Origin of the sequence: Arthrobacter sulfonylureivorans (genome assembly GCF_022637435.1) — a bacterium.
Classification (GTDB): domain Bacteria; phylum Actinomycetota; class Actinomycetes; order Actinomycetales; family Micrococcaceae; genus Crystallibacter; species Crystallibacter sulfonylureivorans.
Genome location: NZ_CP093326.1, coordinates 2,149,209 through 2,175,714 on the forward strand (window position 1 = coordinate 2,149,209; position 26,506 = coordinate 2,175,714).

Annotated in this window: 21 protein-coding genes and 1 riboswitch; of the genes, 17 read left to right on the forward strand and 4 right to left on the reverse strand. The window is 67.2% G+C overall.

The window, feature by feature from the left end; all coding sequences use genetic code 11:
• The first annotated feature begins 5 nt into the window (after positions 1-5).
• The 6 genes from gmk (at position 6) to MNQ99_RS10065 (ending at position 7,951) form a co-directional block, all read left to right on the forward strand.
• Complete coding sequence (gene gmk, locus MNQ99_RS10040) at positions 6-578, forward strand: guanylate kinase (RefSeq protein ID WP_127512653.1); 573 nt, start codon at positions 6-8, stop codon at positions 576-578.
• Positions 579-621: 43 nt separating this feature from the next.
• Positions 622-885 carry a DNA-directed RNA polymerase subunit omega gene (gene rpoZ / locus MNQ99_RS10045; protein WP_127512652.1) on the forward strand — a complete coding sequence of 88 codons (264 nt, stop codon included), beginning with the start codon at positions 622-624 and terminating at the stop codon, positions 883-885.
• 26 nt (positions 886-911) lie between these two features.
• Entirely contained in the window at positions 912-2,309 is a 1,398-nt protein-coding gene (locus MNQ99_RS10050; protein ID WP_241912860.1) for a bifunctional phosphopantothenoylcysteine decarboxylase/phosphopantothenate synthase, read from the forward strand.
• Between the two features lie 231 nt (positions 2,310-2,540).
• On the forward strand, positions 2,541-3,746 hold the full coding sequence (metK, locus tag MNQ99_RS10055; protein ID WP_422387444.1) for a methionine adenosyltransferase: 1,206 nt from the start codon (positions 2,541-2,543) through the stop codon (positions 3,744-3,746).
• 5 nt (positions 3,747-3,751) lie between these two features.
• Entirely contained in the window at positions 3,752-5,842 is a 2,091-nt protein-coding gene (locus tag MNQ99_RS10060) for a primosomal protein N' (RefSeq protein WP_241912862.1), read from the forward strand.
• Between the two features lie 171 nt (positions 5,843-6,013).
• Positions 6,014-7,951 carry an HNH endonuclease signature motif containing protein gene (locus MNQ99_RS10065; protein ID WP_241912863.1) on the forward strand — a complete coding sequence of 646 codons (1,938 nt, stop codon included), beginning with the start codon at positions 6,014-6,016 and terminating at the stop codon, positions 7,949-7,951.
• Positions 7,952-8,063: 112 nt separating this feature from the next.
• Here the strand turns inward: MNQ99_RS10065 and MNQ99_RS10070 are convergent, their stop codons facing one another.
• Both MNQ99_RS10070 and MNQ99_RS10075 read right to left on the reverse strand, forming a co-directional pair.
• Positions 8,064-9,146 (reverse strand): glycosyltransferase family 4 protein, encoded by a 1,083-nt coding sequence (locus MNQ99_RS10070; RefSeq protein ID WP_241912864.1) that lies wholly within the window; start codon positions 9,144-9,146, stop codon positions 8,064-8,066.
• A complete protein-coding gene (locus MNQ99_RS10075) occupies positions 9,143-10,021 on the reverse strand; it encodes an alpha/beta fold hydrolase (protein ID WP_241912865.1) in 879 nt (292 codons plus the stop codon). The genes MNQ99_RS10070 and MNQ99_RS10075 overlap by 4 nt, the downstream gene beginning before the upstream one ends.
• 210 nt (positions 10,022-10,231) lie before the next feature.
• On the opposite strand from MNQ99_RS10075, the gene glpK reads away from it, so the two are divergent.
• The 11 genes from glpK to holA all read left to right on the forward strand — a co-directional run bounded on the left by glpK (position 10,232) and on the right by holA (position 24,697).
• The gene (gene glpK, locus MNQ99_RS10080) at positions 10,232-11,746 is read left to right on the forward strand and encodes a glycerol kinase GlpK (protein ID WP_241912866.1); all 1,515 of its coding nucleotides are present in this window, start codon (positions 10,232-10,234) and stop codon (positions 11,744-11,746) included.
• Positions 11,747-11,911: 165 nt separating this feature from the next.
• Positions 11,912-14,401, forward strand: a complete 2,490-nt coding sequence (gene leuS / locus MNQ99_RS10085) for a leucine--tRNA ligase (protein ID WP_277883535.1) — start codon at positions 11,912-11,914, stop codon at positions 14,399-14,401.
• Positions 14,402-14,420: 19 nt separating this feature from the next.
• Positions 14,421-15,368, forward strand: a complete 948-nt coding sequence (locus tag MNQ99_RS10090; protein ID WP_127512645.1) for a DegV family protein — start codon at positions 14,421-14,423, stop codon at positions 15,366-15,368.
• A gap of 172 nt (positions 15,369-15,540) precedes the next feature.
• Positions 15,541-15,613, forward strand: a riboswitch (Fluoride riboswitch).
• A 260-nt stretch (positions 15,614-15,873) separates the two neighbouring features.
• Positions 15,874-16,356 (forward strand): universal stress protein, encoded by a 483-nt coding sequence (locus MNQ99_RS10095; protein WP_241912867.1) that lies wholly within the window; start codon positions 15,874-15,876, stop codon positions 16,354-16,356.
• Positions 16,357-16,473: 117 nt separating this feature from the next.
• Positions 16,474-17,430 carry a TIGR03885 family FMN-dependent LLM class oxidoreductase gene (locus MNQ99_RS10100; RefSeq protein WP_241912868.1) on the forward strand — a complete coding sequence of 319 codons (957 nt, stop codon included), beginning with the start codon at positions 16,474-16,476 and terminating at the stop codon, positions 17,428-17,430.
• A 43-nt stretch (positions 17,431-17,473) separates the two neighbouring features.
• Positions 17,474-19,162 carry an alpha-amylase family protein gene (locus MNQ99_RS10105; RefSeq protein WP_241912869.1) on the forward strand — a complete coding sequence of 563 codons (1,689 nt, stop codon included), beginning with the start codon at positions 17,474-17,476 and terminating at the stop codon, positions 19,160-19,162.
• A gap of 222 nt (positions 19,163-19,384) precedes the next feature.
• A complete protein-coding gene (locus MNQ99_RS10110; protein ID WP_241912870.1) occupies positions 19,385-19,777 on the forward strand; it encodes a hypothetical protein in 393 nt (130 codons plus the stop codon).
• A gap of 209 nt (positions 19,778-19,986) precedes the next feature.
• Entirely contained in the window at positions 19,987-20,829 is an 843-nt protein-coding gene (locus MNQ99_RS10115; protein ID WP_241912871.1) for a ComEA family DNA-binding protein, read from the forward strand.
• Between the two features lie 548 nt (positions 20,830-21,377).
• A complete protein-coding gene (locus MNQ99_RS10120) occupies positions 21,378-21,938 on the forward strand; it encodes a hypothetical protein (RefSeq protein ID WP_241912872.1) in 561 nt (186 codons plus the stop codon).
• Positions 21,939-21,944: 6 nt separating this feature from the next.
• Positions 21,945-23,621, forward strand: coding sequence for a ComEC/Rec2 family competence protein (locus MNQ99_RS10125; RefSeq protein WP_277883536.1), 1,677 nt, complete (start codon positions 21,945-21,947; stop codon positions 23,619-23,621).
• A gap of 68 nt (positions 23,622-23,689) precedes the next feature.
• The gene (holA, locus tag MNQ99_RS10130) at positions 23,690-24,697 is read left to right on the forward strand and encodes a DNA polymerase III subunit delta (RefSeq protein WP_127512638.1); all 1,008 of its coding nucleotides are present in this window, start codon (positions 23,690-23,692) and stop codon (positions 24,695-24,697) included.
• Between the two features lie 729 nt (positions 24,698-25,426).
• Here the strand turns inward: holA and rpsT are convergent.
• Together rpsT and MNQ99_RS10140 are read right to left on the reverse strand one after the other, a co-directional pair.
• Positions 25,427-25,687: a 30S ribosomal protein S20 gene (rpsT, locus tag MNQ99_RS10135; protein WP_127512637.1), complete on the reverse strand. Its 261-nt coding sequence runs from the start codon at positions 25,685-25,687 to the stop codon at positions 25,427-25,429.
• A gap of 203 nt (positions 25,688-25,890) precedes the next feature.
• A complete protein-coding gene (locus MNQ99_RS10140) occupies positions 25,891-26,460 on the reverse strand; it encodes a type II toxin-antitoxin system PemK/MazF family toxin (protein ID WP_241912874.1) in 570 nt (189 codons plus the stop codon).
• Positions 26,461-26,506 lie beyond the last annotated feature (46 nt).

Sequence of the window (26,506 nt, forward strand, 5' to 3'; positions counted from 1 at the left end):
AAGATATGTCCGATAAACCCCGCCTGACCGTTCTCGCCGGCCCCACCGCCGTCGGCAAGGGCACCGTTTCCACCTATATCCGTGACAATTACCCGGAAGTCTGGCTCTCCGTCTCCGCCACCACCCGTGAGCCGCGCCCCGGTGAACAGGACGGCGTTCACTACTTCTTCGTCGGCGCCGAGGAGTTCGACCGGCTGGTGGCCACCGGCGACATGCTGGAGTGGGCCGTGGTTCACGGGCGGAACCGCTACGGCACGCTGCGCCGCACCGTGGAGCGCGCCATGGCAGACGGCAAATCCGTGCTGCTGGAGATCGATCTGCAGGGTGCCCGGCAGGTCAAGGAGTCCATGCCGGAGGCCACCTTCGTGTTCTTGGCCCCGCCCAGCTGGGACGAAATGGTCCGCCGGCTGGTGGGCCGCGGCACCGAAACAGCCGAGGAACAGCAGCAACGGCTGGAAACCGCTAAACTAGAACTTGCTGCCGAGCCCGAGTTCGATTTCACCGTCGTTAACGACGATGTCCAGCGGGCGGCAGACGAGCTCGTTTCACTGATGGGACTTCTTCCGCACCCGCGCTGAGCAGGTCTTGGAAGAATTGTCCCGGAACAAAATTGGAGATTTTGTGTCGACCAACCTCGAAGGCATCATCAACCCGCCGATCGACTCCCTGCTGGAAGCAGCGGATTCGAAATACGCGCTGGTGATTTACGGTGCCAAGCGTGCCCGCCAGATCAACGCCTACTACTCGCAGTTGCACGAAGGTCTGTTCGAGTACGTTGGCCCGCTGGTGGACACCAAGCTGAATGAGAAGCCGCTGTCCATCGCACTGCGCGAAATCAACGAGGGCCTGCTGGTCAGCAAGCCCGTCGAAACGGTCGCAGAGTAACTACAGCGTCTAACACCGGGGCAGGCATGCGGATCATTCTGGGCGTAGGCGGCGGCATCGCTGCCTACAAATCGGCATCCCTGCTTCGGCTGTTTAAGGAAGCCGGTCACCACGTCACCGTCATCCCCACCGACGCCGCCGAGAAGTTTGTTGGCCGCGCCACCTGGGAGGCCCTCTCCGGCAACCCGGTCAGCAACAGCGTCTTCGACGATGTGGAATCGGTGAATCACGTCCGGCTCGGCCAGGAGGCCGACCTGGTGGTGGTCTGCCCCGCCACCGCGGACCTGCTGGCGCGCGCCGCGGCCGGTCTTGCCGGCGACCTGCTGACCAACACGCTGCTGGTGGCAACCGCACCGGTGGTCTTCGTGCCGGCCATGCACACCGAAATGTGGATGCACCCGGCCACCGTGGCGAACGTGGCCACGCTGCGCAGCCGCGGCAGCACCGTTATGGACCCGGCCGTCGGCCGGCTGACCGGCAAGGACACCGGCCCCGGCCGGCTGCCCGAACCGGCGGACATCTACGATTTCATCACCGGCAGCCTCGCCGACGGAACCCTGCAACAGCGCCCGACGGCGGAGCCTGGGTCGGCGGCGCAGCGAACCCCTGTGCCGGAAACGTCGCTGGAAGCCGCTGTGCCGGAAACGTCTCCGGAAGCCTCTGTCCCGCAAACGTCTGCACCGGGAACCTCCGTGCCTGGGTTTTCTGTGGCTGAAACCGCCGTGACTGGGCAGATTGCATCGGAACCGGGCCCGCTGGCCGGCAAGCGCGTGCTGATCACCGCCGGCGGCACCCGCGAGCCGCTGGACCCGGTGCGTTTCCTCGGCAACCGGTCGTCCGGCAAACAGGGCATCGCCCTGGCCCGTGCCGCCGCGGCCGCCGGTGCCGAAGTCGAACTGATCGCCGCGCACATCGAAGTTGCCATTCCCGACGGGATCAAGTCCAGCTCGGTGGAAACCGCCCTTGACCTGCGCGAGGCGACGCTCGAAGCAGCGGCGCGCTCCGACGTCGTGATCATGGCCGCGGCAGTGGCAGATTTCCGCCCTGCCGAGGTGACCGACAGCAAGATCAAGAAGCGCGACGACGCCGCCGACCCGGTCATCACGCTGGTGCGGAATCCGGACATTCTGGTGGAGGTCGTGCAGCAGCGCGGCACCGACGGCACGCCGCTGATAGTCGGTTTCGCGGCGGAGACCGGCGACGACCGCGGGAACGTGCTGGACTACGCGCTCAGCAAGCTCGAACGCAAGGGCTGCGACCTTCTGGTGCTCAACCGCGTGGGCCGCCACCTGGTATTCGGCCAAGACGAAACGGAGATTACCGTACTGGCCCGCAGCGGAGCCGAACCGCAGTCGCACCGCGGCAGCAAGGACAGCGCGGCCGCCACGGTGATTGAACGCATCGTCGCCGAACTCTCCGGCTGATCGGTCTTTGGCGCCGGCGCCGTCCGTACCAAGCCCGGCCGCGCCAATCCCGGGCAGCGCCGGCAGCCGCAGCGGTAGTTGACCTCGCAAAGCTGCCTTTTGCGGCGATGCTTTCCCACGGAAGCTCCGGCCTCCGTGACCCATATGTCCCCCTGTTTCGCTTCATGACCGGCGCCGCGGCGTCGTGTCGACGGTTCCGTGGCGGTCCCCGCCAGCAAGTAAGGTATGTCTGTGACTTCTTCTGACAGCAATCTGCGGCTCTTCACGTCCGAGTCCGTGACTGAAGGCCATCCGGATAAGATCTGCGACCAGATTTCCGACGCTATTCTCGACGCCCTGCTGCGCGTGGATCCCGACTCCCGGGTGGCCGTGGAGACGCTGACCACGACCGGCCTGGTGCATGTGGCCGGTGAGGTCACCACGCAGGGCTACGTGGAGATTCCGCAGATTGTCCGGGAGACCATCCTTGAGATCGGTTACAACTCATCGGACAAGGGGTTCGACGGCGCGCGCTGTGGCGTATCCGTCTCCATCGGCCAACAGTCGCCGGAGATCGCCTCGGGTGTCTTCAATTCCTTCGAAGTCCGCGAGGGCACCGGACTGGACGAGCGTGACGCCCAGGGCGCCGGCGACCAGGGCATCATGTTCGGCTATGCCAGCGACGAGACGGATGTGCTGATGCCCGCCCCGATCTGGCTGGCGCACCGGCTGTCCGAGCGGCTGACCGAGGTCCGCAAGGACGGGACCCTGCCGTACCTGCGCCCGGACGGCAAGACGCAGGTGACAGTCGGCTACGACGGCGACAAGCCCATCTCCGTCAACTCCGTGGTCATCTCCAGCCAGCACGAAGCCGGCGTGGACCTTGGCCATCTGCGTGCCGATCTGGCCTCGCACGTGATCGAGCCCGTGCTCGCGGCCAGTTCGTTGGACGCCACGGACGTTCGCCACATTCTCAACCCGGGCGGCGACTTTGTGATCGGCGGACCGGTGGGCGACGCCGGACTGACCGGACGCAAGATCATTGTGGACACCTATGGCGGCATGGCCCGCCACGGCGGCGGCGCCTTCTCGGGTAAGGACCCGTCCAAGGTGGACCGCTCGGCGGCCTACGCCATGCGCTGGGTGGCGAAGAACGTGGTGGCCGCCGGCTTGGCGCGTCGGGCCGAGATCCAGATCGCCTATGCCATTGGCATGGCCCGGCCGGTGGGTATCTACGTGGAGACATTCGGCACCGAGACGGTGGACCCGGCGCGTATCGGGCAGGCCATCAACGAGGTGTTCGACCTGCGCCCGCTGGGTATCATCAGCGACCTGCAGCTCAAGCGGCCCATCTATAAGCAGACCGCAGCGCACGGCCACTTCGGCCGCGAAATTCCGGACTTCACCTGGGAGCGGACCGACCGCGCCGACGCACTACGCAGCTACTTCAACGCCTGAGCCCGATGGGCTCTGATCCGCACCAGCTGAGCCTGCTGCAGGGCTTCGGCACTCCGAAGAATGCTCCCGGCACCTCGCCGGCGGCCGCCACCAACCCGGTGGCCCAGGTGCTGATCGAAACGTCGCTGCCGCATCTCGACCGCATTTTCGACTATGTGGTGCCCGAGGCCCTTGACGCTGAGGCCGTTCCCGGTGCCCGGGTCAAGGCCCGATTCGGCGGCCAGGAGATGAGCGGCTTCATCACCCGCCGGACCTCCAACGCGCCGGAAGGCGTCAAGCTGGCCCCCTTGGCCAAAGTGGTGTCCGCCCAACCGGTGCTGACCGACGAGTTGCTCCGGCTGGCCACCGCGGTGGCGGAGCGCTACGCCGGAAACGTCTCCGACGTGCTGCGCGCAGCCATCCCTGCCCGCGTCGCGAAAGTGGACAAGGAGTTCGCCGCCCGGCCAGAGCAGCCCGTTGCACCGGATGCGACGTCAGCCGACGGCGCCGGATATCCCGAGCCGTCAGCGGGTGCCGCTGAAGCCTATGCCGGTTACGAGGGCGCCGGGGATTTCCTGGCCCAACTGGCCGCGGGTGCCGCGCCGCGGGCGGTCCTGGCCAGCCACAAGTCGTACGGCCGGGCTTCCTGGGCCGCCCAAGTAGCCCACGCCGTCGCCAGCGTTCGGCAGAGCGGGCGCGGCGCCGTCGTCGTTGTTCCCGATGCGAAGGATCTGGCCAGTCTGGAAGCGGAACTGCAGCAGGTGCTGGGCGCGGACCAGTACGTGCGGTTGACCGCCGAGGACGGTCCCACGCCGCGCTACCGGAACTACCTGCGGCTGCTGCACGGCGAAGTTACCGTGGCAGTCGGGACGCGGTCGGCGGCCTATGCACCGGTGCAGGATCTCGGCCTGGTCGCCCTGTGGGACGACGGCGATGACCTCCTCCTCGAGCAGCGTTCGCCTTACCAGCATGCCCGCGAAGTGCTGCTGTTGCGGTCGGCGCAGAGCGGCTGCGCGGCGCTGTTCGCCGGTGTCTCGCGCAGCGGCGAGGTTGAGCGGCTGGTCGGGAGCGGCTGGGCATCGGCGCTCACGCCCTCGCGGCCATTCCTGCGGAAAGCGACGCCACGCATCCTCAATACCGCTGACTCGTTCCAACAGGAACGCGACCCAATGCTGCGGCATGCACGGTTGCCGCACGCCGCGTGGCGGGCGGCTCAAGAAGGACTGGAACGCGGGCCCGTGCTGGTGCAGGTGGCGCGGACGGGATTCTCGCCGGCGCTGTCCTGCCAAGACTGCCGCACACCGGCCAGATGCACCGACTGCAACGGTCCATTGGCGCAATCGGGCCGCACCGCGACCCCTGCCTGCCGTTGGTGCGGTCGGCTCGCCACGAACTACGCCTGCCCCGAATGCGGGTCCCACCGGCTTCGCGCCTCGGTGGCGGGTGCCCTGCGGACGGCCGAGGAACTGGGGCGCGCTTTCCCCGGTGCCACGGTTGTCTCCTCCTCGGGGGACCACATCAAGTCCGTGGTTGAGTCTAAGAACGCCCTGGTGGTTGCAACTCCGGGCGCCGAGCCGGTGGCGCCCGAAGGCTATGCAGCGGCCCTGCTGCTGGACGGAAACGCCATGCTCAGCAGAGAGTCCCTACGGACGCCGGAAGATGTGCTGCGCAAATGGTTTCGTGCTGCCTCCCTGGTGAAACCTTCTTCCGAAGGCGGACTGGTGGTGGTCACCGCCGACCAAGAGGCAGTGGTTGCCCCGCTGGTCCGCTGGGACCCCGCGGGCGCGGCAGCCAGAGAAATGCAGCTGCGGCGCGAGCTCCAGTTGCCGCCCGCGGTGCGGATTGCGGCCCTGACCGGGAAGGCATCGGGGATTGAAGCCTTCATGGCCGACTTCGAACTCGGCGGCAGCCTGCGCAGCGTCGGCCCGGTGGAGCTTCCGTCGCGTGAGGTTCAGGAGCGGCCGGGGGAGAGCAGTGAGCATCGGCTCCTCCTGTTCTTCAGCTACCAGGACGGGCCTAAAGTTACTGCTGCGCTGCGCCACCGTAAGGCGGCACTGGCCGCCAAGCGCGTCCCGGACCCGGTGCAGGTCCGTTGCGACGGTATTGACCTGCTCTAAGGGCTGTGAAGTTCGAGGGCTAGCTCTAAGGGCTGTGAAGCTCGAGGGCTAGTCGATCCCGTCTTCATCTGGCTACGTACTGGCTGCGAAGCTTCACCTCCGTCCGTAGTCGTATTTATGATCTACCTTATACCTATTGTGTTCGAACTCACATGCTAGTAAAATAGGAGAATGGCATCTGCACCAGTGGAACCCGACGAGCCGGACCCCTCCGGCCAGGGTGGCATGCCGTTCGGGCCGCAATCGCTGGACGCCTCCGGCCAGCCGCTGGCTGATCAGTCGCAGGCTGAACCTCTCGGCGGGGCCGCAGGCGGGGCGCAATTGGTGGGGCAGGCGCGCCGTTTTACCACCGTGCAGGAGTTCGATGGGGACGGGATCCCTGTTGATCCGGATCCAGGCTGGGTGTCGGGTAGGTGGGATGAATCCCCCGAAGCGGAGACGTACTGGGCGGAACTGGAGGCGTCATTGGGTGCCTCGTTGGATGGGCCATGCGTGGATCCGCTGAACGGGTTGCTGCCGAGGGAGTTTTTCGACGACGAATCCTGTGACAGGCCCGCCGATTCGGACCTTCCTGAACGTGCTGGCTTCCGCGATTCGGCTGGCTTGCCTGTTTCGGCCGGCGGCGCCGGCCTTCCCTCCGGTGCCGCGGCCGACGCCGGCACGGCCGGGACGGGTGCCGGGTTGCGGTTGTCCGGACGGGAACTGTTGGAAGTAGTGGGCCGGCAGGAGCCTGCCTTGATGATTTATGAAGAGGCCGCGTGCGCGCTGGTCCAGACCGGGCGGGTGCTGGCGTGGCTGGAAGCGCACAAGTTCAGCCTGCTCAATGCCCTGTACCAGCAGGCGTTGGACGGACAGGAAGAGGCTTGGGCCACGCCGTACGAACCGGAGGGGCGCCGCCCAAACGGCCATGACGCGGAATCCTCGGTGGTGGACGAAGCCGCCCGCGCGCTCGGGTTGGCACGGAGGACGGCGCAGGAAAAGATCGCTCTGGCGCTCAAGCTCAACGGAACCTTCCGGAACACGCTGGCAGCGCTGGAAGCCGGTGATACCAGTGCCGTGATCGCCGAGGCTCTTGTGAACCAGGCCGATTCGCTGCCCGAAGACGCCCGCGCCGGGTTCGAGGCTGTGATGTTGCCTGCCGCGACTGAGGACTCGATGAACCGGCCCAAGTTCGCCGCCCGGGCACGGACCCGGCGCGAACGCGAACACCCCGAATCGATCGCCGTCCGCCATGCCAAGGCGCGCCGGGACCGGCGGGTTGAACTGCATCCGGACCAGGACGGGATGGCGTGGCTGAACGCGTACCTGCCGGCCGAGGAAGCGGTCGCGGCGTTCAACCGGATCCAGTCCGCCGCCATAGCGTTACAGGGCGCCGAGGAGTCACGCACGCTGACCCAGTTGCGCGCGGACGTTCTGTCGGACCTGCTGCTGACCGGCATTTCACCGGGGCCGCGGATGGGTAAGTCAGGGCCGAGGATCGCAGCGCAGGCCAGCCTCACCGTCCCGGCGCTGACCCTTCTGGGACTGGGTCAGGAGCCAGCCGAACTCGACGGGTACGGTCCCATCGCCCCCGACGTGGCCCGCCGGCTGGTCGGCGACGGGACGTCCTTCACGCGAATCCTGACCGATCCGATCAACGGTGCAGTGCTCGCGCTCGACCGCAAACAGTACCGACCCACCAAGGCGCAGCGCCGGTTCCTGCGCACCAGGGATCGGACGTGCCGAGGAGGCTGCAACCGGGCGGCCGAACACTGCGAAATCGATCATGTCCACGCCTATTCGAAGGGTGGGAAGACTGATGTCGACTGCATGTGTTGCTTCTGCAAGGTTCACCATGCGTTGAAGACAGCCGGCTACGCGAAGGTGGGCCAGCCGGTCCCGGGCACCATAGACTGGACCACCGCCGCGGGGATCACCTACTCCACCACCGCGGAACCATTGGCGGTCACACCGCCGGGGGAGCTCGCCGATATCCTCGAACGGCAGGAAATCAGCGAACTCAACACCAAGCTCAAAGTTGCGTGGCGCAAGCGCCAAGCCGCGCACCCGCCCACACCGCATGCCACCCACAACGGAATCGCCACCGACCTCACACCGCCACCCTTCTAAGGGTGGAAGCGCTGGGTTCTTTCCCTGGTCGGAGATCCCGCGAGCGACAGAACCGCGGCGCAGGACACCGGGTCACGCTACGGCTAACGCTCCCGCCGTCGGCGCTCCATTTCTAACGCTCCCGGCGTCGGCGCTCCATGACTTCCTCGGCGGCGGCCACCAGCTGCCGGGCGGATTCGTCCCAGTCGTAGGCGGCGGCCCGCGCGATGCTGGCTTCGGAGGCGGCGCGGAAGGCGCCGGGCTGGTCCAATGCTGCCACGGCGGCAGCAAAGTCGGCCGGTTGGTCGGGATCAACCAGCGTGACCGCGCCGCCGCCAACCTCGCGGAAGATGGGGATGTCGCTGGCGATCACCGGCGTCCCGGCAGCCATCGCCTCGATCAGTGGCAGGCCGAAACCTTCGTCGCGGGAGAGGGTGACCAGTGCGGTGGTGCGCTGCAGCAGTTGCTGATAGCCGGCGTCGGAAATTCCGTTGTGGAAGACCAGGTGGCGCGCATCGGCTGCGCGGGACTCCAGTTCGGCCTGCCGCTCCGGGCGGATGGGGCTGAGCAGGTGGAGCTGGTAGTCCGGCAGCAAAGCCATGCCGTCGATGATGGTTTCCACGTTCTTATACGGCATGAACGAGCCCATGTAGAGCAGGGTCTTGTCGCGACCACTGGCGGGATCCCGCGGCGCGCCGTGGGGCTGGGCGGCGTTAGAGACAATCCGGATGGGCTTGCGGGTGAGCCGGTGCCGCTCCATCAGTGACTGCGTGGTGTGGCTGATCGTGGCCACGGTGTCCGCACGGTTCAGCAGCAGACGCTGCGGCCAGTAGGCCTTGTGGTAGAGCCGCCAGAGCAACTGCACCGGTTTGGGCAGGAAGCCGGGAGGCTTGGGGTGCGAGTAGTAGATCAGGTCGTGCAGGGTCAGGATGAGCCCGTAGTCGCGGCCAAAGCTGCCCATCGTCTGCATGGGACAGACCACGACGTCGGCGCCCAGCTTGTTCACGCTCCGTGCCACGAAGAGCTCGGCGGGGGAGAGCGGACTGTTGATCTTGGTCCACGGCACGTCCGGCAAAAACTGCAACTGACGTTCGTCGTTAATCAGCATGCCCACATCGGCCAGCCGGGCGGTGGCTTCGATCAGGCTCGCGCCGTAGCGGCTGATGCCGTCCAGCTGGTCGGTGCGGGTGAACCGGGCGTCAATCAGGAGTTTCATGCACTCATTCCGTCGATGAAGTCCCGGATGTGCGCGGCGGCCGGGGCCGGGGTTTCGTAGTGGATCAAATGCCCGACGGCGGGGATCACTTCCAGCCTCGCACCCGGGATTGCCGCGGCGAGTCTGTGCTGGCTGGGCACGGAACCGATGTCGTCGCGTTCCCCGGCGATCAGGAGCACCGGCAGGTCCAGCCGGCCGGCCACCTGAGCGACGTCGGTGGAGATGGACGCGCGGAACGCTTCCAACACCACGCCCCGGTTCGCGAAAGCGCTGAAGTAGGCATCGTGCTGGGCATGGATGTAGGTGCGCAGCTGCGGATCCCGGGTCTTGGCCATCATGATGCTCATCGCCCGGACAATCACCCGGTTGCGCAGCAGCCCTAGGCCCAGCCGCTCGGGCAGCTTGGCGCCGGCCAAGTAGTAGAAGCCGGCGAGCCGGGAGGCGATCGCCTTGGGTCCCTGCAGCGCGGGTTCGCTGATCGGGTTGACCAGGATGGCGGCACGGAAGCTGCCCGGGTGCGCCGCCAGATAGTGGCTGACCACGATGGACCCGAAGGAGTGCCCCAGGATGTAGGTCTGCGGGCCCAGTTCCAGTGCACCGGCCAAGCTGTGCAGGAACCGGGTGTAGCCCGCCATGTCGTGGCTGCCGGAAGCCAGCGGTTCGGACTCGCCGAAGCCGGGCAGATCCGGGGCGATCACGCGGTATCCGGGCAGTTGGTCAACCACCAGTTCCAGCCCATGGTGATCACCGCGGAAGCCGTGGATCATCACCAGGGTGGGAGCGCCGTCGTCGTACCCGGGATACTCCCAATAACGCACGCGGGCGCCATCGAGCAGCATGTCGCGCCGGAGTGCGCGTCCAGCCACCGTGGTCACGTCCGGCTTCCTGCAGATTCCATGCCTTCGACTTTACCGATACGACGGTGCGGCCATGCGCAGCCCGGCCATGTCGGCGCGTGGGGCCGCCCCGCGGGCGCGGCGATGCGCAACTGACGCGGCCATGCGCAATTGACGCTGCCGCGTGCCGCCGGTTAGGTTCAACAGCAGCCGGGCACAGTTGCCCGGACAAACCGTGGAGGGGCTCACATGGCCGAGTTCGTGCTGGCGATCGACCAGGGCACCACCTCTACGCGCGCGATCATTTTCGACCACAGCGGTACGCCGGTCTCCACCGGCCAGCGGGAGCACCGGCAGATTCTCCCGCAGCCGGGCTGGGTAGAACACGACCCTCTGGAGATCTGGGACAACACCCGCGAAGTAGTGGGCACGGCGCTTTCCCGGGCCAGTCTGACCCGGCACGACGTCGCCGCCGTCGGCATCACCAACCAGCGCGAAACCACGGTGGTGTGGGAGAAGAGCACGGGCAAGCCGGTGTACAACGCGATTGTCTGGCAGGACGTGCGGACGCAGCAGATCTGCGATGAACTGGCGGCCGACGGCGGGGCCGACCGCTTCCGCGAGCAGACCGGCCTGCCGCTCTCGCCCTACTTCGCCGGCACCAAGCTGGCGTGGATCCTGCGCAATGTCGACGGCGCCCGCGAACGGGCCGAGGCGGGCGAGCTGCTGTTCGGCACCACGGACAGCTGGGTGCTCTGGAACCTGACCGGCGGGCCGGACGGCGGCACGCACGCGACCGACGTCACCAACGCGTCCCGCACCTTGTTCATGGACCTCCGCACCCTGCAGTGGGACGAGGAGATCCTGGACGTCTTCGGCATCCCGCCCGCAATGCTGCCGCAGATCCGCTCCTCCTCGGAGGTCTATGCGGAGGTCCACGGGTCACAGTTGCTGCGCCACGTGCCGGTGGCGGGCATCCTCGGCGATCAGCAGGCCGCCACGTTCGGGCAGGCCGCGTTCAAGCCCGGCGAGGCGAAGAACACGTACGGCACCGGGTGCTTCGTGCTGGTCAACACGGGCGGGGAGATTGTCCGGTCCTCGCACGGACTGCTGACCAGCGTCGGGTACCAGCTGGGAACATCAGCGCCGCAATATGTGCTGGAGGGGTCCATCGCCGTCGCCGGCTCCCTGATCCAGTGGCTGCGCGACAACCTCGGCCTGGTCTCGTCCGCGCAGGAGGCCGAGCAGCTGGCGGGCACCGTGAAGGACACCGGCGGCTGCTACTTTGTGCCCGCGTTCTCCGGACTTTTCGCGCCTTACTGGCGGCAGGATGCCCGCGGCGCACTGGTGGGCCTGACCCGGTTTGTCACCAAGGCGCACATAGCCCGCGCGGCGCTGGAAGCCACGGCGTTCCAGACCCGGGAGGTGCTGGATGCCATCAACGCCGATGCCGCTGTGCCGCTGACAAGCCTCAAGGTCGACGGCGGGATGGTCGCCAATGACGCGCTGATGCAGTTCCAGGCGGACATCCTCGGCGTGCCGGTGATGCGGCCGCGCGTCACCGAGACCACGGCCCTGGGCGCGGCGTATGCCGCGGGCCTCGCCGTCGGATTCTGGGAAGGAACGGAACAATTGGCCGGGAACTGGGCGCAGGACAGGGTGTGGGAGCCGCAGATGCCCGCGGAAGAGCGGGAGCGCAGGCTGCGTTTGTGGAAGAAGGCGGTCACCCGGACCTTCGACTGGATCGACGACGATGTGCGCTGAACGTACGGTAAAGTGGTGCCATGTTCGCACTGCTCCTTAGCTAGCCGCTGCCGCGGGGTCCCAAGCCCTGCTTCAGCGGCCCGCCCCTCCGATGATGAGGGGCTTTTGTGTGTCTAGGGGAGTCAGGCCAGTGCGCAGTACAGACAAGAGGACGAGGCAAGCACAGTGAGTACGCAGCCGGGTACGGAACAGCACGAGTACAGTTTCTCCACCATGGAGGCCAAATGGCCGGCCGTGTGGGAGGAACTTGATGTCTTCGCACCCGCCGACGACGGGTCGCGCGAGCGCCGCTACGTGCTGGACATGTTCCCGTACCCCTCGGGCGACCTGCACATGGGCCACGCCGAGGCCTTCGCCATGGGCGACGTAGTGGCCCGTTACTGGCGGCTGAAGGGCTACGACGTCCTGCATCCGATCGGCTGGGACTCCTTCGGCCTGCCGGCCGAGAACGCCGCGATCAAGCGCAACGCTCACCCCAGCGAGTGGACCTACGCCAATATCGATACCCAGGCGGCCTCCTTCAAGCGCTACGCCATCAGTGCGGACTGGTCCCGCCGGCTGCACACCTCGGATCCCGGGTACTACCGCTGGACCCAGTGGCTGTTCCTGCGCTTCTACGAGCGCGGCCTGGCCTACCGGAAGAATTCACCGGTCAACTGGTGCCCGAAGGACCTGACCGTGCTGGCCAACGAGCAGGTGGTCAACGGGGCGTGTGAGCGCTGCGGCACGCCGGTGACCAAGAAGAGCCTGAACCAGTGGTACTTCAAGATCACCGAGTACGCAGACCGCCTGCTGGACGACATGGACGAGCTCAAGGGCCATTGGCCGGAGCGTGTGCTGGCCATGCAGCGCAACTGGATCGGCCGGTCCGAAGGCGCGCACGTCCGCTTCACCGTCGAGGAGGCGGCCGGGCGCCCGGCGAAGGACGTCACCGTCTTCACCACCCGGCCGGACACGCTGCACGGCGCCACTTTCTTTGTGGTGGCCGCCGACGCCCACCTGGCACTCGACTTGGTCACGCCGGAGCAGCACGATGCGCTGATGGACTACCGCGAAAAGATCAAGGCGCTCTCCGACATTGAACGCCAGTCCACCGAACGCGAGAAGACCGGCGTCTTCCTGGGCCGCTACGCGGTCAACCCGCTTAATGGCGAAAAGCTGCCGGTCTGGGCCGCCGACTACGTGCTGGCCGACTACGGCACCGGCGCCATCATGGCCGTCCCCGCGCACGACCAGCGCGACCTGGACTTCGCCCAGGCCTTCGACCTGCCGGTGCGCGCCGTCGTCGACACCGGTGAAGAGGACCCGGCCGTGTCCGGTGCTGCCACCAGCGGCGAAGGCAAGCTGATCAACTCCGGCGAGCTGGACGGCCTGTCCAAGACGGAAGCCATCGCCCGCGCCATCGAGCTGGTGGAAGCCGCCGGCACCGGCGAGAAGACCGTGAACTTCCGGCTGCGCGACTGGCTGCTGTCCCGCCAGCGGTTCTGGGGCGCGCCGATCCCGATCGTCCATTGCGACGAGTGCGGCGAAGTGCCCGTTCCCGACGACCAGCTGCCGGTGCGCCTGCCCGACGACCTGCGCGGCGAGGCGCTGTCACCGAAGGGCACGTCACCGCTGGCCGCAGCCGCGGACTGGGTCAATACCGACTGCCCGAACTGTGGCAAGGCGGCCCGGCGCGACACGGACACCATGGATACCTTCGTTGACTCGTCCTGGTACTACCTGCGTTTCGCTTCTCCCGACTACACCGAGGGCCCTTTCGAAAAGGAAGCCGCGGCGCGCTGGCTGCCGGTGGACCAGTACGTGGGCGGCGTGGAGCACGCGATCCTGCACCTGCTCTACAGCCGGTTCTTCACCAAGGTGCTCAAGGACATGGGCCTGATCGATTTCGACGAGCCGTTCCGTGCGCTGTTGAACCAAGGCCAGGTGCTCAACGGTGGCAAGGCGATGAGCAAGTCGCTGGGCAACGGCGTGGACCTGAGCGAACAGCTGGACAAGTTCGGTGTGGACGCGGTCCGGCTGACCATGATCTTTGCCTCGCCGCCCGAAGACGACGTGGACTGGGCCGACGTATCTCCGTCCGGCTCGGCCAAGTTCCTGGCCCGTGCCTGGCGGCTGGGCCAGGACGTCGCCTCGGCGCCGGGCACTGAGTACGACGGCGGCGACCGCGCCTTGCGCTCGGTCATCCACCGCACGGTCGCCGACGCGGCGGACCTGCTGGACGCCGGCAAGTTCAATGTGGTCATCGCCAAACTGATGGAGCTGGTTAATGCGACTCGCAAGGCCATCGACGCCGGACCCGGCGCGGCAGACCCGGCCGTGCGCGAAGCCACCGAGGCGGTGGCTATCATCCTGAGCCTGTTCGCGCCCTACACCGCGGAAGACCTGTGGGCCCAGCTGGGCCACGAACCGTCGGTGGTCAAGGCCGCCTGGCCCGCGGTGGACGAGTCCCTGCTGGTGCAGGAGACCGTCACGGCCGTGGTGCAGGTTGCCGGCAAGGTGCGCGACCGGCTGGAGGTGCCGGCGGACGTCAGCGAGGACGAACTGGAGAAGCTCGCGCTGGCCTCGCCGCAGGTCATCCGCACCCTCGAAGGCCGCGAGGTGCGCAAGGTGATTGTGCGCGCACCGAAGCTGGTCAACATCGTTCCGGCCTGATCAGGCAGGCTGGTAGCTCATGAATTGGCTCGAGCAACTGCTGCAGCGGTCCAAGCGGCTGCTGCACCAGCAGGCTGCCCGGCCGGGCCAGCAGCCGCGGCATCGCGTCGCCGTCGTCACTGATTCGGCAGCGTCACTGCCCGCGGACTGGGTCAACCAGCCGGACACCGCAGACTGGCTGCGGGTGGTGCCGATGCCCGTGATGATCTCCGGCCAGATCTACGGGGAAGGGGTCGACGACGTCGCTTCCGCCCTGGCGGTCGGCCTCGCCGAGGGGCGGGACATCAAGACCTCGCGCCCGTCGCCGGGGCTTTTGGAGCGGACCTACCGCGAGCTCGAGGAGCTGGGCTTCGAAGCGATTGTCTCCATCCACCTCTCGGCCGAGCTGTCCGGCACCATCGAGGCCGCAGGACTGGCCGCCGACGGCGTCGGCATCCCGGTGGAAGTGGTGGACACACGCAGCGCCGCCCTGGGCCAGGGGTTCGCCGTCATCGACGCGGTGATCGCGGCGCAGAGCGGCTTCGACCGGCAAACCGTGGCCGAGCGCGCCAAGGCCGCCGCGGTCTGCTCGGACGTCTACTTCTATGTGCCCAGCCTGGACCAGTTGCGCCGCGGCGGCCGGATTTCCGCTGCCTCCGGCGTGCTGGGGTCGTTGCTTTCCATCAAGCCGCTGCTCGGCATTCGCGACGGCGCGATCATCCCGCTGGAGAAGGTGCGCACCGCCGCGCGCGCGCAGGCCCGGTTGCAGCAACTGGTGGTGCGCCGGATCGAGGAACTCGACTACGAACCACGGGTCTCGGTGCACTACTTCGGTAACGAATCCGAGAGCCGGGCGATGGCAGAAACCCTGCAGCAGCACCTCAGCGACGACGTGCTGGTCACCCCGGTGCCGTCGGTCCTTGCCGCGCACACCGGACTGGGCGTCATCGCCGTGGTGGTCGGGCCGCCGACGCCGCACCTGGGCTGAATTTTAGCGCTGGACACCTGGAGACCAACCCGGCGAAACTTTTCAGCTTCTCCCGGAGCCAGACCTTTCCTACCAAGGCGGTAAAGGCGACCACCCCTGGCAGCCTCTGCTCACCCGCACGAGGAAATAATCCTTCCGTCTCAGGACCATCACATGTGGAACGGCGATAGAATTTAAACACGGTGATGGATCCCGCCGGAGCTTGCAGCTCGAACCGCCGTGTGGCTGATGGTTCCTACCTTTCCAGAAAGGTAGGCGAACCATGTCAGAGGATCCAAGATTCCCGAGTTTCATCTCTCCTTCCGCATACCGTTTGCTGCCCACGTACCGTAGGGTGGCCTTGGCCTGTCTCCGCTTCCTGTCCCCGCAGCAACTGAGCGCCTCGGCCCAACACGTCGATTTCCGGCGTTCTAACGAGGTGCACTCAGGGGCACCGGCAGTCGGCGGAAAGTCCCAAACCGTGCGTGAGCCGGAGACCGGAAGGACTGTGGTGGATAGTTCAGACGTGCCCCAGCCTGTCACTGGCCCCGTCTTAGTCGGAGTGATACCGGGGCAACTGGCGGCCGTGGTGCAGCGGGCAGCCGTCCTGGCGGCCGGCCTTGGGGTGGATTTGGTATGCGTACACGTAGACGTCTCCACCTATGAAGAGGCCTTGCCGGATGGGTCCCGGATTCTGTTACCTATCGACTCCGACGGTGACTTCAGCTACGTGGAACAGACCGCCGAAGAGATGCGGGCTTACCTGTCCGAAGCTCTGACAGACTGCCGGGTTGATTGGACATTCCGGACCATGGCTGGTGAACCGGCGCGTGCCTTGTCTGATGCTGCAGATTCGATCGGCGCATCCATGATCGTGGTGGGAACACGCGAACCGGGCGTCATCCACGCCCTCGAGGAAGTTCTCGTCGGCTCCGTGGCCGTTCATCTGGCCCATCATCAGCACCGGCCGGTGCTGATAGTCCCGCTCGATCCCCGTCCCTTCGAGTAGGGCACCAGTACGCATTGGCAACCTGCCCGGAGTTCGCCTCGCAGAAGTGCGCAGAACCAATCATGGGGGCCGCCCCATGCCTCGACAACCCGTGACGGGCAAGGTAAGGATGGTGGGGTGCCTGTCATCGGATTCCATGCATCCCACGAACAGATCTCGCCCGCCAAGCTGCTGCAGGACGTGAAACTGGCGGAGGAAGCCGGCTTCGACGCCGCCATGTGTTCGGACCACATCGAGCCGTGGTCGGCCCGTCAGGGGCATTCCGGCTTCGCCTGGTCCTGGCTGGGGGCAGCGCTGGCCACCACCAAATTGCGCTTCGGCGTCGTCACCGCTCCCGGCCAGCGCTACCATCCGGCGATCATCGCGCACGCCTCGGCCACTCTGGCGGTCATGTTTCCGGGGCGGTTCTGGATGGCTCCGGGCAGCGGCGAGAACTCCAACGAACACATCACGGGCGACGCCTGGCCCTCCAAGGACGTGCGCCAGCAGCGGCTGGAGGAGTCCGTGGAGGTGATCCGCCGCCTGCACGACGGCGAGGAAGTCACCCTCCGTGGACTGGTCACCGTGGAGCACGCACGGATTTGGGAGGTGCCGGAGCCCAAGCCTGAACTTATCGCCCCCGCCATCAGCGTTGAGACAGCCCGCCGCGCGGCGCACTGGGCGGACGGGCTGATCACCGTCAACCAGGCGCCGGAGCAGCTCCGGAAGGTCCTCGCCGCCTACCGGGACAATGGCGGCCGCGGGAAGGCCGCGCTGCAGGTGCACCTGTCTTGGGCACCCTCGGAGGAGGCGGCCGTCGAAATCGGTCTGGACCAGTGGCGCTCCAACACGTTCGCACCGCACGTGGCCGCAGATCTGGCCACGGCCGCCCACTTTGACGCCGTGAGCGAGCACGTCGGGGAGGATCAGCTGCGCAGCGCGGTCAACGTGTCGGCCAGTACAGGCCAGCACGTGGAGTGGCTGCAGCAGTACCTGGACCTGGGCTTCGATGAGCTGTACCTGCACTTCGTGGGCCAGGAGCAGCGGCCCTTCATCAATGCGTTCGCCGGCGAGGTCCTGCCGAAGCTGCGCTGACGGACCGGCCTGGACCGTCCGGACGGCAAGCGAGGAGAAGTCTATGAGGATTACCGACACTTCCGACCTGTGGTGGAAAACAGCCGTTGTCTACTGCCTGGACGTGGAGACATACTTCGATTCCGACGGCGACGGCGTGGGAGACTTCGCCGGCCTGGCCCAGCGCGTGGACTATCTTGCCGAACTGGGTGTCACCTGCATCTGGCTGATGCCCTTCTACCCCACGCCGGAGCGTGACGACGGCTACGACGTCACGGACTTCTACGGCGTGGACCGGCGGCTGGGGGACCACGGGGACCTGGTGGAGTTCCTCCGCACGGCCCGGGACCGCGGCATGCGGGTCATCGCGGACCTGGTGGTCAACCACACCTCGGACCAGCATCCATGGTTCCAGTCGGCGCGCCAGTCCAAAGACAGCCCCTACCGGGACTACTACGTGTGGCGGTCCGATCCGCCGCCGGAAACCTCCAAGGAGGTTGTTTTCCCGGACCAGGAGCAGTCCATCTGGACCAAGGACAAGCCGACGGGGGAGTGGTATCTGCACCGCTTCTACAAGCATCAGCCGGACCTGAACGTGACCAACCCCGAGGTCAGGAACCATATCGCCAAGGCCATGGGCTTCTGGCTGGAGCTGGGGCTTGACGGTTTCCGCGTGGACGCGGTGCCGTTCTTCCTGGAAACCATGGGGCAGGACGCGTCCGGACTGCCGGATCCGCACGAGTTCCTGCGGGACCTGCGCCGCTACCTGAGCCGCCGCCGCGGCGGCGGAATCCTGCTGGGCGAGGTCAACCTGCCGTACAAGGACCAGTTGACCTTCTTCGGCGGCAGCGATGGCGACGAACTGAACGTCATGTTCGACTTCATCGCCATGCAGAACATGTACCTTTCGCTCGCACGGCAGGACGCGGGCCCGCTGGCGAAGGCCCTCAAGGGCAGGCCCGCGATCAATCCGGACAACCAGTGGGCTACCTTCGTGCGCAACCACGACGAGCTGACGCTGGACAAACTCGCGGACGAGGAGCGGCAAGAGGTTTTCGCGGCCTTCGGGCCCGAGCAACAGATGCAGCTGTACGGCCGCGGCCTCAAGCGCCGGTTGCCCCCGATGCTGGGCGGGGATCCACGCCAGATCAGGATGGTGTACTCGCTCCTGTTCTCCCTGCCCGGCACCCCGGTGCTTTACTACGGCGAGGAGATCGGGATGGGGGAGAACCTGGACGCGGAAGGCCGCCTGGCCGTGCGCACTCCCATGCAGTGGACGGACGGTCCGAACGCGGGCTTCTCCACCGCGGAGTCCGAACAGCTGATCTCGCCGATAGTGGACGGGGGCTTCGGCCCGCAGTTCGTCAACGCCGCCCAGGCCAAGCGGGATTCGGATTCGCTGTGGAACTTCATGGCCACGCTGATCAAGCGTTACCGCGAGTGCCCGGAGCTGGGCTGGGGGCACTTCGAAATCCTCAAGCAGCCGGAGAAGTCCGTGCTGGCCCACCGCTGCACCTGGGAGGAGTCCAGCATGGTCCTGCTGCACAACCTCTCGTCCGATCCAGTCACCGTCGAGCTGGATCTGGCCACGGCTGACCGGCCCGCGGAAATGCTCCAGGCCGTGCTGCTGCTGGACCTGCTGGGCGACGCGGACGTGAAAATCGCCGAGGACGGCACGTGCACCCTGCCCCTCGAGGGGTTCGGCTACAAGTGGCTGCGACTGCAGCATCCCGAGGACCGGCGGCTGCGGTAGGCTCGGCGCGGAGGACGACGGCGGCGGCGCGCGACACGCGCGGGCGATTTCCACCCACGCGCCCCCCGCCTCAGGTCGGCACTGGAGTCTGTCCGCCGAGTCGATACTTGAGCTCCAGCGCGACCCATTCAGGCATCGGTTCAAGGTTTCGGGTTTGAAGCAGAATCGACCGGATCACTTGGCTCCCGGGCTGGACGCTAAGCCGGCGTTAGACTCTGGAGCATGAACGCTCCGAAGACCTTCCCTGACGCCTCATCAGAGTCACTCGGGCAAGCGGTTTCGACCCGGCCGCGCGCCGGCTTATCGGCGCGGGTAGCGTTCGTGATCGCCTTGGTCGCCGTAGTGTTCACCTGGCTCACCTCATTTGTCGCACCCTTGGCCGCGCAGCGGGCGGCGGCCCGGCTGGACTACGACAACATTTTCACGTTCTGGACCATCGCCTGGGGCATCGTGCTCGTCCTCGATCTCGTTGCCCTGGTTCTTGGCGCCAGAGGCGCGCGACAGCCTACGGGGAAGGTGCTCTCGGGTGTCGCGATCGGTATCGGCGCCACGGGCGCGCTCGGAGTCCTAGTGACCAACTTCGTCACGTTCCAGGTCTTGCCCTTTCTCCGCTGAAACCGTGTGAGCGCCGCGTACCAGGAACTCGGTCGGGAACTCGGCCATACCACTGAGCACCTGGTGGTTGCGCCAGCTGCTCTTTGGGCCGCCAACGCCGCACGTGGGCTGGACGTTCTTTTCCTCCACAGCCCGCGCCACCGGATGGTCCGTCCACTAAGGCGTGACGAACGGATGGGGTGCCCGCGCCGCGGACCTAGTGTTTCCGCATGGGCCGACACCGCTGGCTTCCCGCAGCTGCCCGCGACGGCACTGCATCGCGGCTGAGGCGATCACCGCGCTTCCGAATTGCCCTCGGGGCTGCCTTCGTGGTGGCCGGGTTGTGCCTGGGCTACGGGATTGTCTCGGTGGCGACCGCAGACCTGAACCGTTCGGCCTCTCCGGTGGTGGAAGGCATCCCTTTGCGGTCGGGCCCTTCTTCGGGGCCAACAACCGGTGAAGGCGGCGGTGATGAGCCCGGCGGTACCGACGGTGAAGAACCAGGAAAGTCCGTGGGCGGCGCTCGTAGTGGCAAAGGTGATGGCGGGACAGACGGTGGCGACGGCGCAGGTGCAGGTGCGGACGGCGGTGACGACGCCGGGGCACGCATCATCGTCCACGTCGCGGGAGCCGTCAACTCGCCGGGAATCGTCCGGCTGGTTGAGGGCGCACGGGTGTTCGAGGCGATCGAAGCAGCCGGCGGCGCCACGAAGGAGGCACAGCTCGAGGCGCTGAACCTTGCCGCGCCTTTGACCGACGGGCAGCAGGTTTTTGTGCCCACACCGGATGACGCCGCGCCGCCGCCGGTGCCGGGCACCGAAGGCTCCGGCGGGGGTGCCGGTGGACCCCGAACGGGCGGCGGCGCCGCAGACGGAGCCGCTGGCAAGATCAACATCAACACGGCCACTGCCGAGGAACTGGCGGAGTTGCCGCGCGTGGGGCCGGTGCTGGCCGGCCGGATCGTCGAGTTCCGCGAGCAGCATGGTCCCTTCGGGCAACCGTCTGACTTGGACGCGGTGCCGGGCATCGGGCCGGTCATGCTTGAGGCGCTGGTAGAGCTGGTGGCGGTGTGAGCGGCGCGCGATGGCAGCGGTACGCGGATGCGGCCCGTCGGCCTGTCACCGCAGGGCACGAGGACGGCGGTGTCCCTGGCGGCCGGGAGCACGGCGCGGCGACCGGCGGACGGGCCAGTCAGCCGGCAGGAAGACGCCTCAGGAAATTGCAGCAGCTGCTGCTGAAGCACCTCAAGCCGGATCCGACCGCGGGTTCGCAGGGAGAGACGCGGCGATTAGACCTTCGCCTCGGACTCGCCGCGGTGGCCTGCTGGGCAGCGGCGCTGGTGTTGCCACACGCCCCCAGCGGTGTGGCCTTGACGACTGCGGCCCTGCTTTTGGGTGGAGTCTGCGGCGCCTCGGCCCGACTGCTGCTTCCGCCGCGGCTCCTGCGGAACAGGCTGCTCCGGACCAGACTCCTGCGGTCTCTGCTGCCGAAGATCCGGCCGTCGCCTGCACATAACCCCGTTTCAGGGCGCCCGCATGCTCGTGCTCTCCCTTATCGACCCGAACGAGGACGAAGCCCGGCGCGTAGGCGAGGCAGCGGCGGGACGGGAGCCACCGCCGTCGTGCTGGTGCTGTGCAGCTGCACTGGCCTGCTGGCGCTGATGGTGGGCGTGCAACTGTCGCAGCGGCTGGCCGGACCGATCGAAGGGGCCATCACCGCCGAGGAGACCATCACCGCCCGCCTGGTTGCCACCGGGGACGCGTCCCAGATGCAGGCACCGGGGCAATTCGGCAGCGGACCGCGCTTCCATCTGACGGCCACCATCGTCGAAGCAACTTCCGCGGGCATGCGCTTCGAGGCGGATACTCCCGTACTGGTGCTGGGCGGCCCGGACTGGTCCGGCGTCCGCTACGGAGAACGGCTCCGGGCGTCCGGAAAACTGGTCAGAGCCGACCGCGGTCAGGCGGTGGAGGCGCTGTTGATCGCGTCGACGGAGCCGGCGGACCGCACGGCTCCGCCGCTGGATGCGTGGGTCTCCGGTCTCCGCGCGCACTTCGTTCAGTCACTGGCGCCGCTGCCGCCGGACGCCCGCGGGCTCCTGCCCGGCATGGTGCTGGGCGACAAGGAACACCGGGGCAGCGGCTTGGAAGACGCCATGCGGCGCACTGGGCTGACGCATTAGTTGACCGTGAGCGGCGCGAACGTGTCCTACGTGTTGGGGTTCGTATACCTGCTCGGTTCGGCCGTGCGGCTTCCCCGTTGGCTCAAGGCTGCTGCCGGGGTGGCGAGCCTCGCCGGATTCGTGCTGCTCGTCCGGCCCGAGCCCAGCGTCCTGCGTGCGGCGGTAATGGGCTCCATCGGGGTTGCCGCCGTGCTGAGCGGGCGGCGGAGGGCATCACTGTCCTTCCTGGCCTTGGCCGTGCTGGTGCTGCTGGTGATGGATCCTTGGCTGGCCGCCAACTACAGCTTCATCCTCTCGGTGCTGGCAACGTTGTCGCTGGTGCTGCTGGGCCCTGCCTGCTCGCGCTGGCTGCAGCGGTTCCTGCCCGTGCCGCTGGCCCACGCGGTGGCGATGCCGACGGCGGCGCAGGTGTTTTGTGCTCCGGTGATCGTCCAGTTGCAGCCGGAACTGGCCCTGTACTCGATACCGGCGAATGTGGCGGCAGGCCCGGTGGTTCCGTTCATCACCATCACCGGAATGGTTGGCACCGCCCTGCTGCCGCTGCTCCCGGGCCCGGGCACGGTGGTGCTGCACGCGGCGGGTTGGATGACGCTGTGGGTTGCCGCCGTGGCACGGTGGTTTTCGGAGCTGCCGCTGGCGGCCGTGCCGTGGGCGGGCGGACCGGTCGGCGCTGCCGGAGCGGCTGCTGGCGGTCTGGCGCTCCTCTGGGGTATCCGCCGGATGGCCGCCGACAGCAGGTCCGGAACGGATCGGGGCACAGAGGCTGGGCCGCCCGAGACCGGGACGGGCCGCGGACACAGCGGGTCCGGAGCACGCGGGCCGATTCTCCGGTTGGCCTGCGGGACAGCGGTACCGGCGCTGCTGCTCGGTGCGGTGGCCGGCCTGGTGGCCAGCCTTCTGGTCCCGGGCAGCCCCCGGCAGTCGTGGGACGTTGCCGCCTGCGACGTGGGGCAGGGCGATGGCGTGGCGGTCCGGACCGGCGAGCGAAGCGCCATCGTGGTGGACGCCGGTCCGGAAACGGACATGATGGGGCGGTGCCTGGACGGCCTGGGGGTGGAGCGGATCGACGTTCTGGTACTCACACACATGCATCTGGACCACTACGGCGGGATCGACGGCGTATTGGCCGGACGCCAGACGGAACGAGTGCTGTATTCGAGTGCGAAGGAGGCACTGCCGGAGGCGGTGCACGCCTCGCTCCAAGCCCACGGGTTAGCCGCCGAACGCGCCTCTGCCGGTCTGACCGGTTCGTCTGGAGCGGCCGACTGGACCGTGCACTGGCCCGCGGAAGACAGCGCCGGCCTCTCCGAGAACGATTCCAGCCTCGTCGTCGAAATCAAGTTGCGGGTGGACACCGGGGGAGAGGTGAGGATGCTCCTGACCGGCGATCTTGAGCAGGAGCAGCTGCCCAGGCTGACGCGGTACCTGGGCCCGGAGTTCACCGTGGACGTCCTGAAAATCAGCCATCACGGTGCCCGCAATGGCGGGACCGCCCTCATTACCGACCTGCAGCCTGCCGCTGCCCTAATTTCCGTGGGCGCCGAGAACGACTACGGCCATCCGGCGGCGGAAATCCTGTCCGCGCTGCGGGCTGCCGGCGTGCAGGTGTTGCGGACCGACCAGCTCGGGACGGTCCTGCTGGATGCCGACCATGGCAGGCTCTCCGTGCTCACCGGCCGGTAGGCTGCGGACGGCTTTGGGTAAAAGCCCCGGATCGTGAAACTCTTGACCTGAACAAGGAGGAACCTGACGTGAACCCGCCCCCCGGATCCCGCGCTTCGGCCGCCAAGAAAAGCGCCGCGACCGTCTCTTGGCGCGACGTCGAGCCGGCCCCCGTCGTGCTTGTCAGCGGTCCGGAAGAGTATCTGGCCCACCGGGCCAAGGAACGTGTCCGGAACCTGCTGCGCGGCAAGCAGCCGGACCTCGAGGTGACCCAGCTGGATGCCTCCTCCTACACCACCGGGGGGCTCACCATGCTGGCCAGCCCCAGCCTTTTCGGCGAGGCGAAACTTATTGAAGCCTCGTCGCTGGCCCAAATGAACGACGAGTTCCTCGCGGACACGCTGGCCTATCTGGCGTCACCGGCCGACGAGGTCTGGCTGGTCCTGCACCATGGCGGCGGAACCCGGGGCAAGAAACTGCTGGATGCCGTCAAGGCCTCGGGGGCCCCGGTGGTTGACTGCCAGCCGATGAAAAAGGACGCAGACAAGCTGGACTTCGTCAGGCAGGAGTTCAAGACCGCGCGCCGGGCCATCGAACCTGCCGCGGCCCAGGCACTGGTGTCCGCGGTCGGCTCGTCGCTGCCCGATCTGGCCGCCGCCTGCTCCCAATTGATTTCCGACGCCGAGAGCGCCGTCACCGAAGAGACTGTGGAAAAGTATTACGGCGGCCGGGTGGAGGCAACCGGTTTCAAGGTCGCTGACGCGGCCATTTCCGGCCGCGGTGCCGCCGCGCTGGCGTCCCTACGGCATGCGCTGGCCACCGGGGTGGACCCGGTGCCGATCGTTGCCGTACTGGCCATGAAGCTGCGCCAGATTGCCAAGGTCAAAAGTGCCGCGGCCAACGCGCGGGATCTGGGCATGGCCCCCTGGCAGTTCGACCAGGCCCGCAGGGACGCGCGGCTGTGGGAATCGGAGGCGCTGGCCCGCTGCATCCAGGTGCTGGCCGAGACCGACGCGCAGGTCAAGGGCGAAGGCCGCGATCCGGAATACGCGGTGGAGCGTGCCGTCACGATGATCGCCACCAGCGCCCGGCGCTAAAAAGGGCTGCCGGCGGCCCACGTCAGGTCCCGGACGGCATGACATCCTCACGCTGCCCGCATCGAGACCGCCACGCTTCGCCGGCATCACCCGCAATGGGTCACGTTCGGTCCAACCTGCCGGGCGGCTGCGGGGTCAGCTGCCTTCCGGGGACGCCTCTGGCGACACTTCCGGGGACCCTGGGGCCACTGGCTCCGCCGTGACCCGCGCAACGCATTCGAGACCCTCGGAATTGCTCGTGTGGATACTGGCGAATGCTACGTCCGTGGAATCGCCTGGCCCGACGGTGAAGGATTCCTCCTTCATGCCGAGCACGTCTTGACTCCCGGTTCGGATCACAGAGAAGCGGACTGTGTAGGTGTTGGTGGCGGTACCGACGTTCGTCAGGCGGGCCTTTCCCCGCCAGACCCCGTTCTCGTCCGGAGAACACAGGAACCCGCTCAGCGCGCTGGGCGTCGTCGCCGTCGGGGAGGCAGTCGCCGGAGTTTCAGACGCCGTCGGGGTTGCAGTGCTTCCGCCTCCCGACGGACCTGAGCAGCCTGCCAGCAGCAGGGCGCCTGTTGCCAAGGCGGTGACGGTTGCGGCCCGTTTCATGTGGCCAGAATAGCGGCGGCCAGCTGGGGAAAAATCACCCGATCGGGATGAAGAACAGGAAAGGCCGGAGGCCGCCACCCTGAGCGGGTGACGGCCTCCGGCCTTGGTTTGGTTCGGCCTGTCGGCCGGATGCGCTTAGAGCGCGTTGACCTGCTTGGCCAGTGCCGACTTGTGGTTGGCGGCGTTGTTCTTGTGCAGCACACCCTTGCTGACGGCCTTGTCCAGCTTGCGGCTCGCGGTCACCAGAGCGGTGTTGGCGGCATCCTGATCGGCGGACTGGACGGCACCGGTCACGGCGCGGATGGCGGTCTTGAGCTCGGACTTGACCGAGTTGTTGCGCTGGCGTGCCTTCTCGTTGGTGAGAATGCGCTTCTTCTGGGACTTGATATTGGCCACGAAATAACTCTCTGTTGTTGAGGAACTTTGGTCTTTGAGGGCATTCGGTCCGGTCATGACTGAGCGGCGTGGGGCACCGTAATGGCAACCGGCCCGAGGTGCCCGTCGACCTGCGCGGACACACAGCTATAAATGTTAGCAGATCAGCACTCCGGACGGGCGATCGGCGCTTCGGCGACACGCCGGCCGCCGTCAGGCAGCCGTCACTTCCAGCCGCGGCGGCGCATGCTCTGGGCGACCTTCTCGAAGGTCGCCCGCGGGAGCACTGCCCCTTCCCGCCGCACTGCATCAGGATCAAGTTGGAGAACACGGTCCAGTTTGATCTCGCTCGGACGGCCCCGGACATCCCAGGGGCCGGAGCCGATGTCCACGTAGTCCTCGTCACGGCTGCGGGTGTTGTTCCGGTCCCGGGAGGTCATCATGAGTGCCAGCAGGCGGCCGCGGTGGTTGCCGATCACCAGGACCGGGCGGTCCTTTCCCTGCGAATAGTCTTCCTGGTACGGCACCCACGTCCAGACGATTTCACCCGGATCGGGGGAACCGTCGGCTTCGGGGGAGTAGCTGATGGTCCCTGCGCCTAGATAGTCGCCGGCATACCGCGAGCCCGTGCCGGAGCCCGCGGCGCCGCCGCTGAAGTCGGCTCCGCGGGGCTGCGGCCGATTGCCAGCCGCTGTGCCGCGCGGCCGAGCCGAGCCGGCGGAACCGGACAAGGCCCGGAAGGCCCGGACAGCGTTGTTAAGGAGCCGGTTGAGACCCTGTGGAGAAAATGCCATGACTCTAGGCTACTGAAGCGAGGTTCCGCACATCACTGACTGCCAT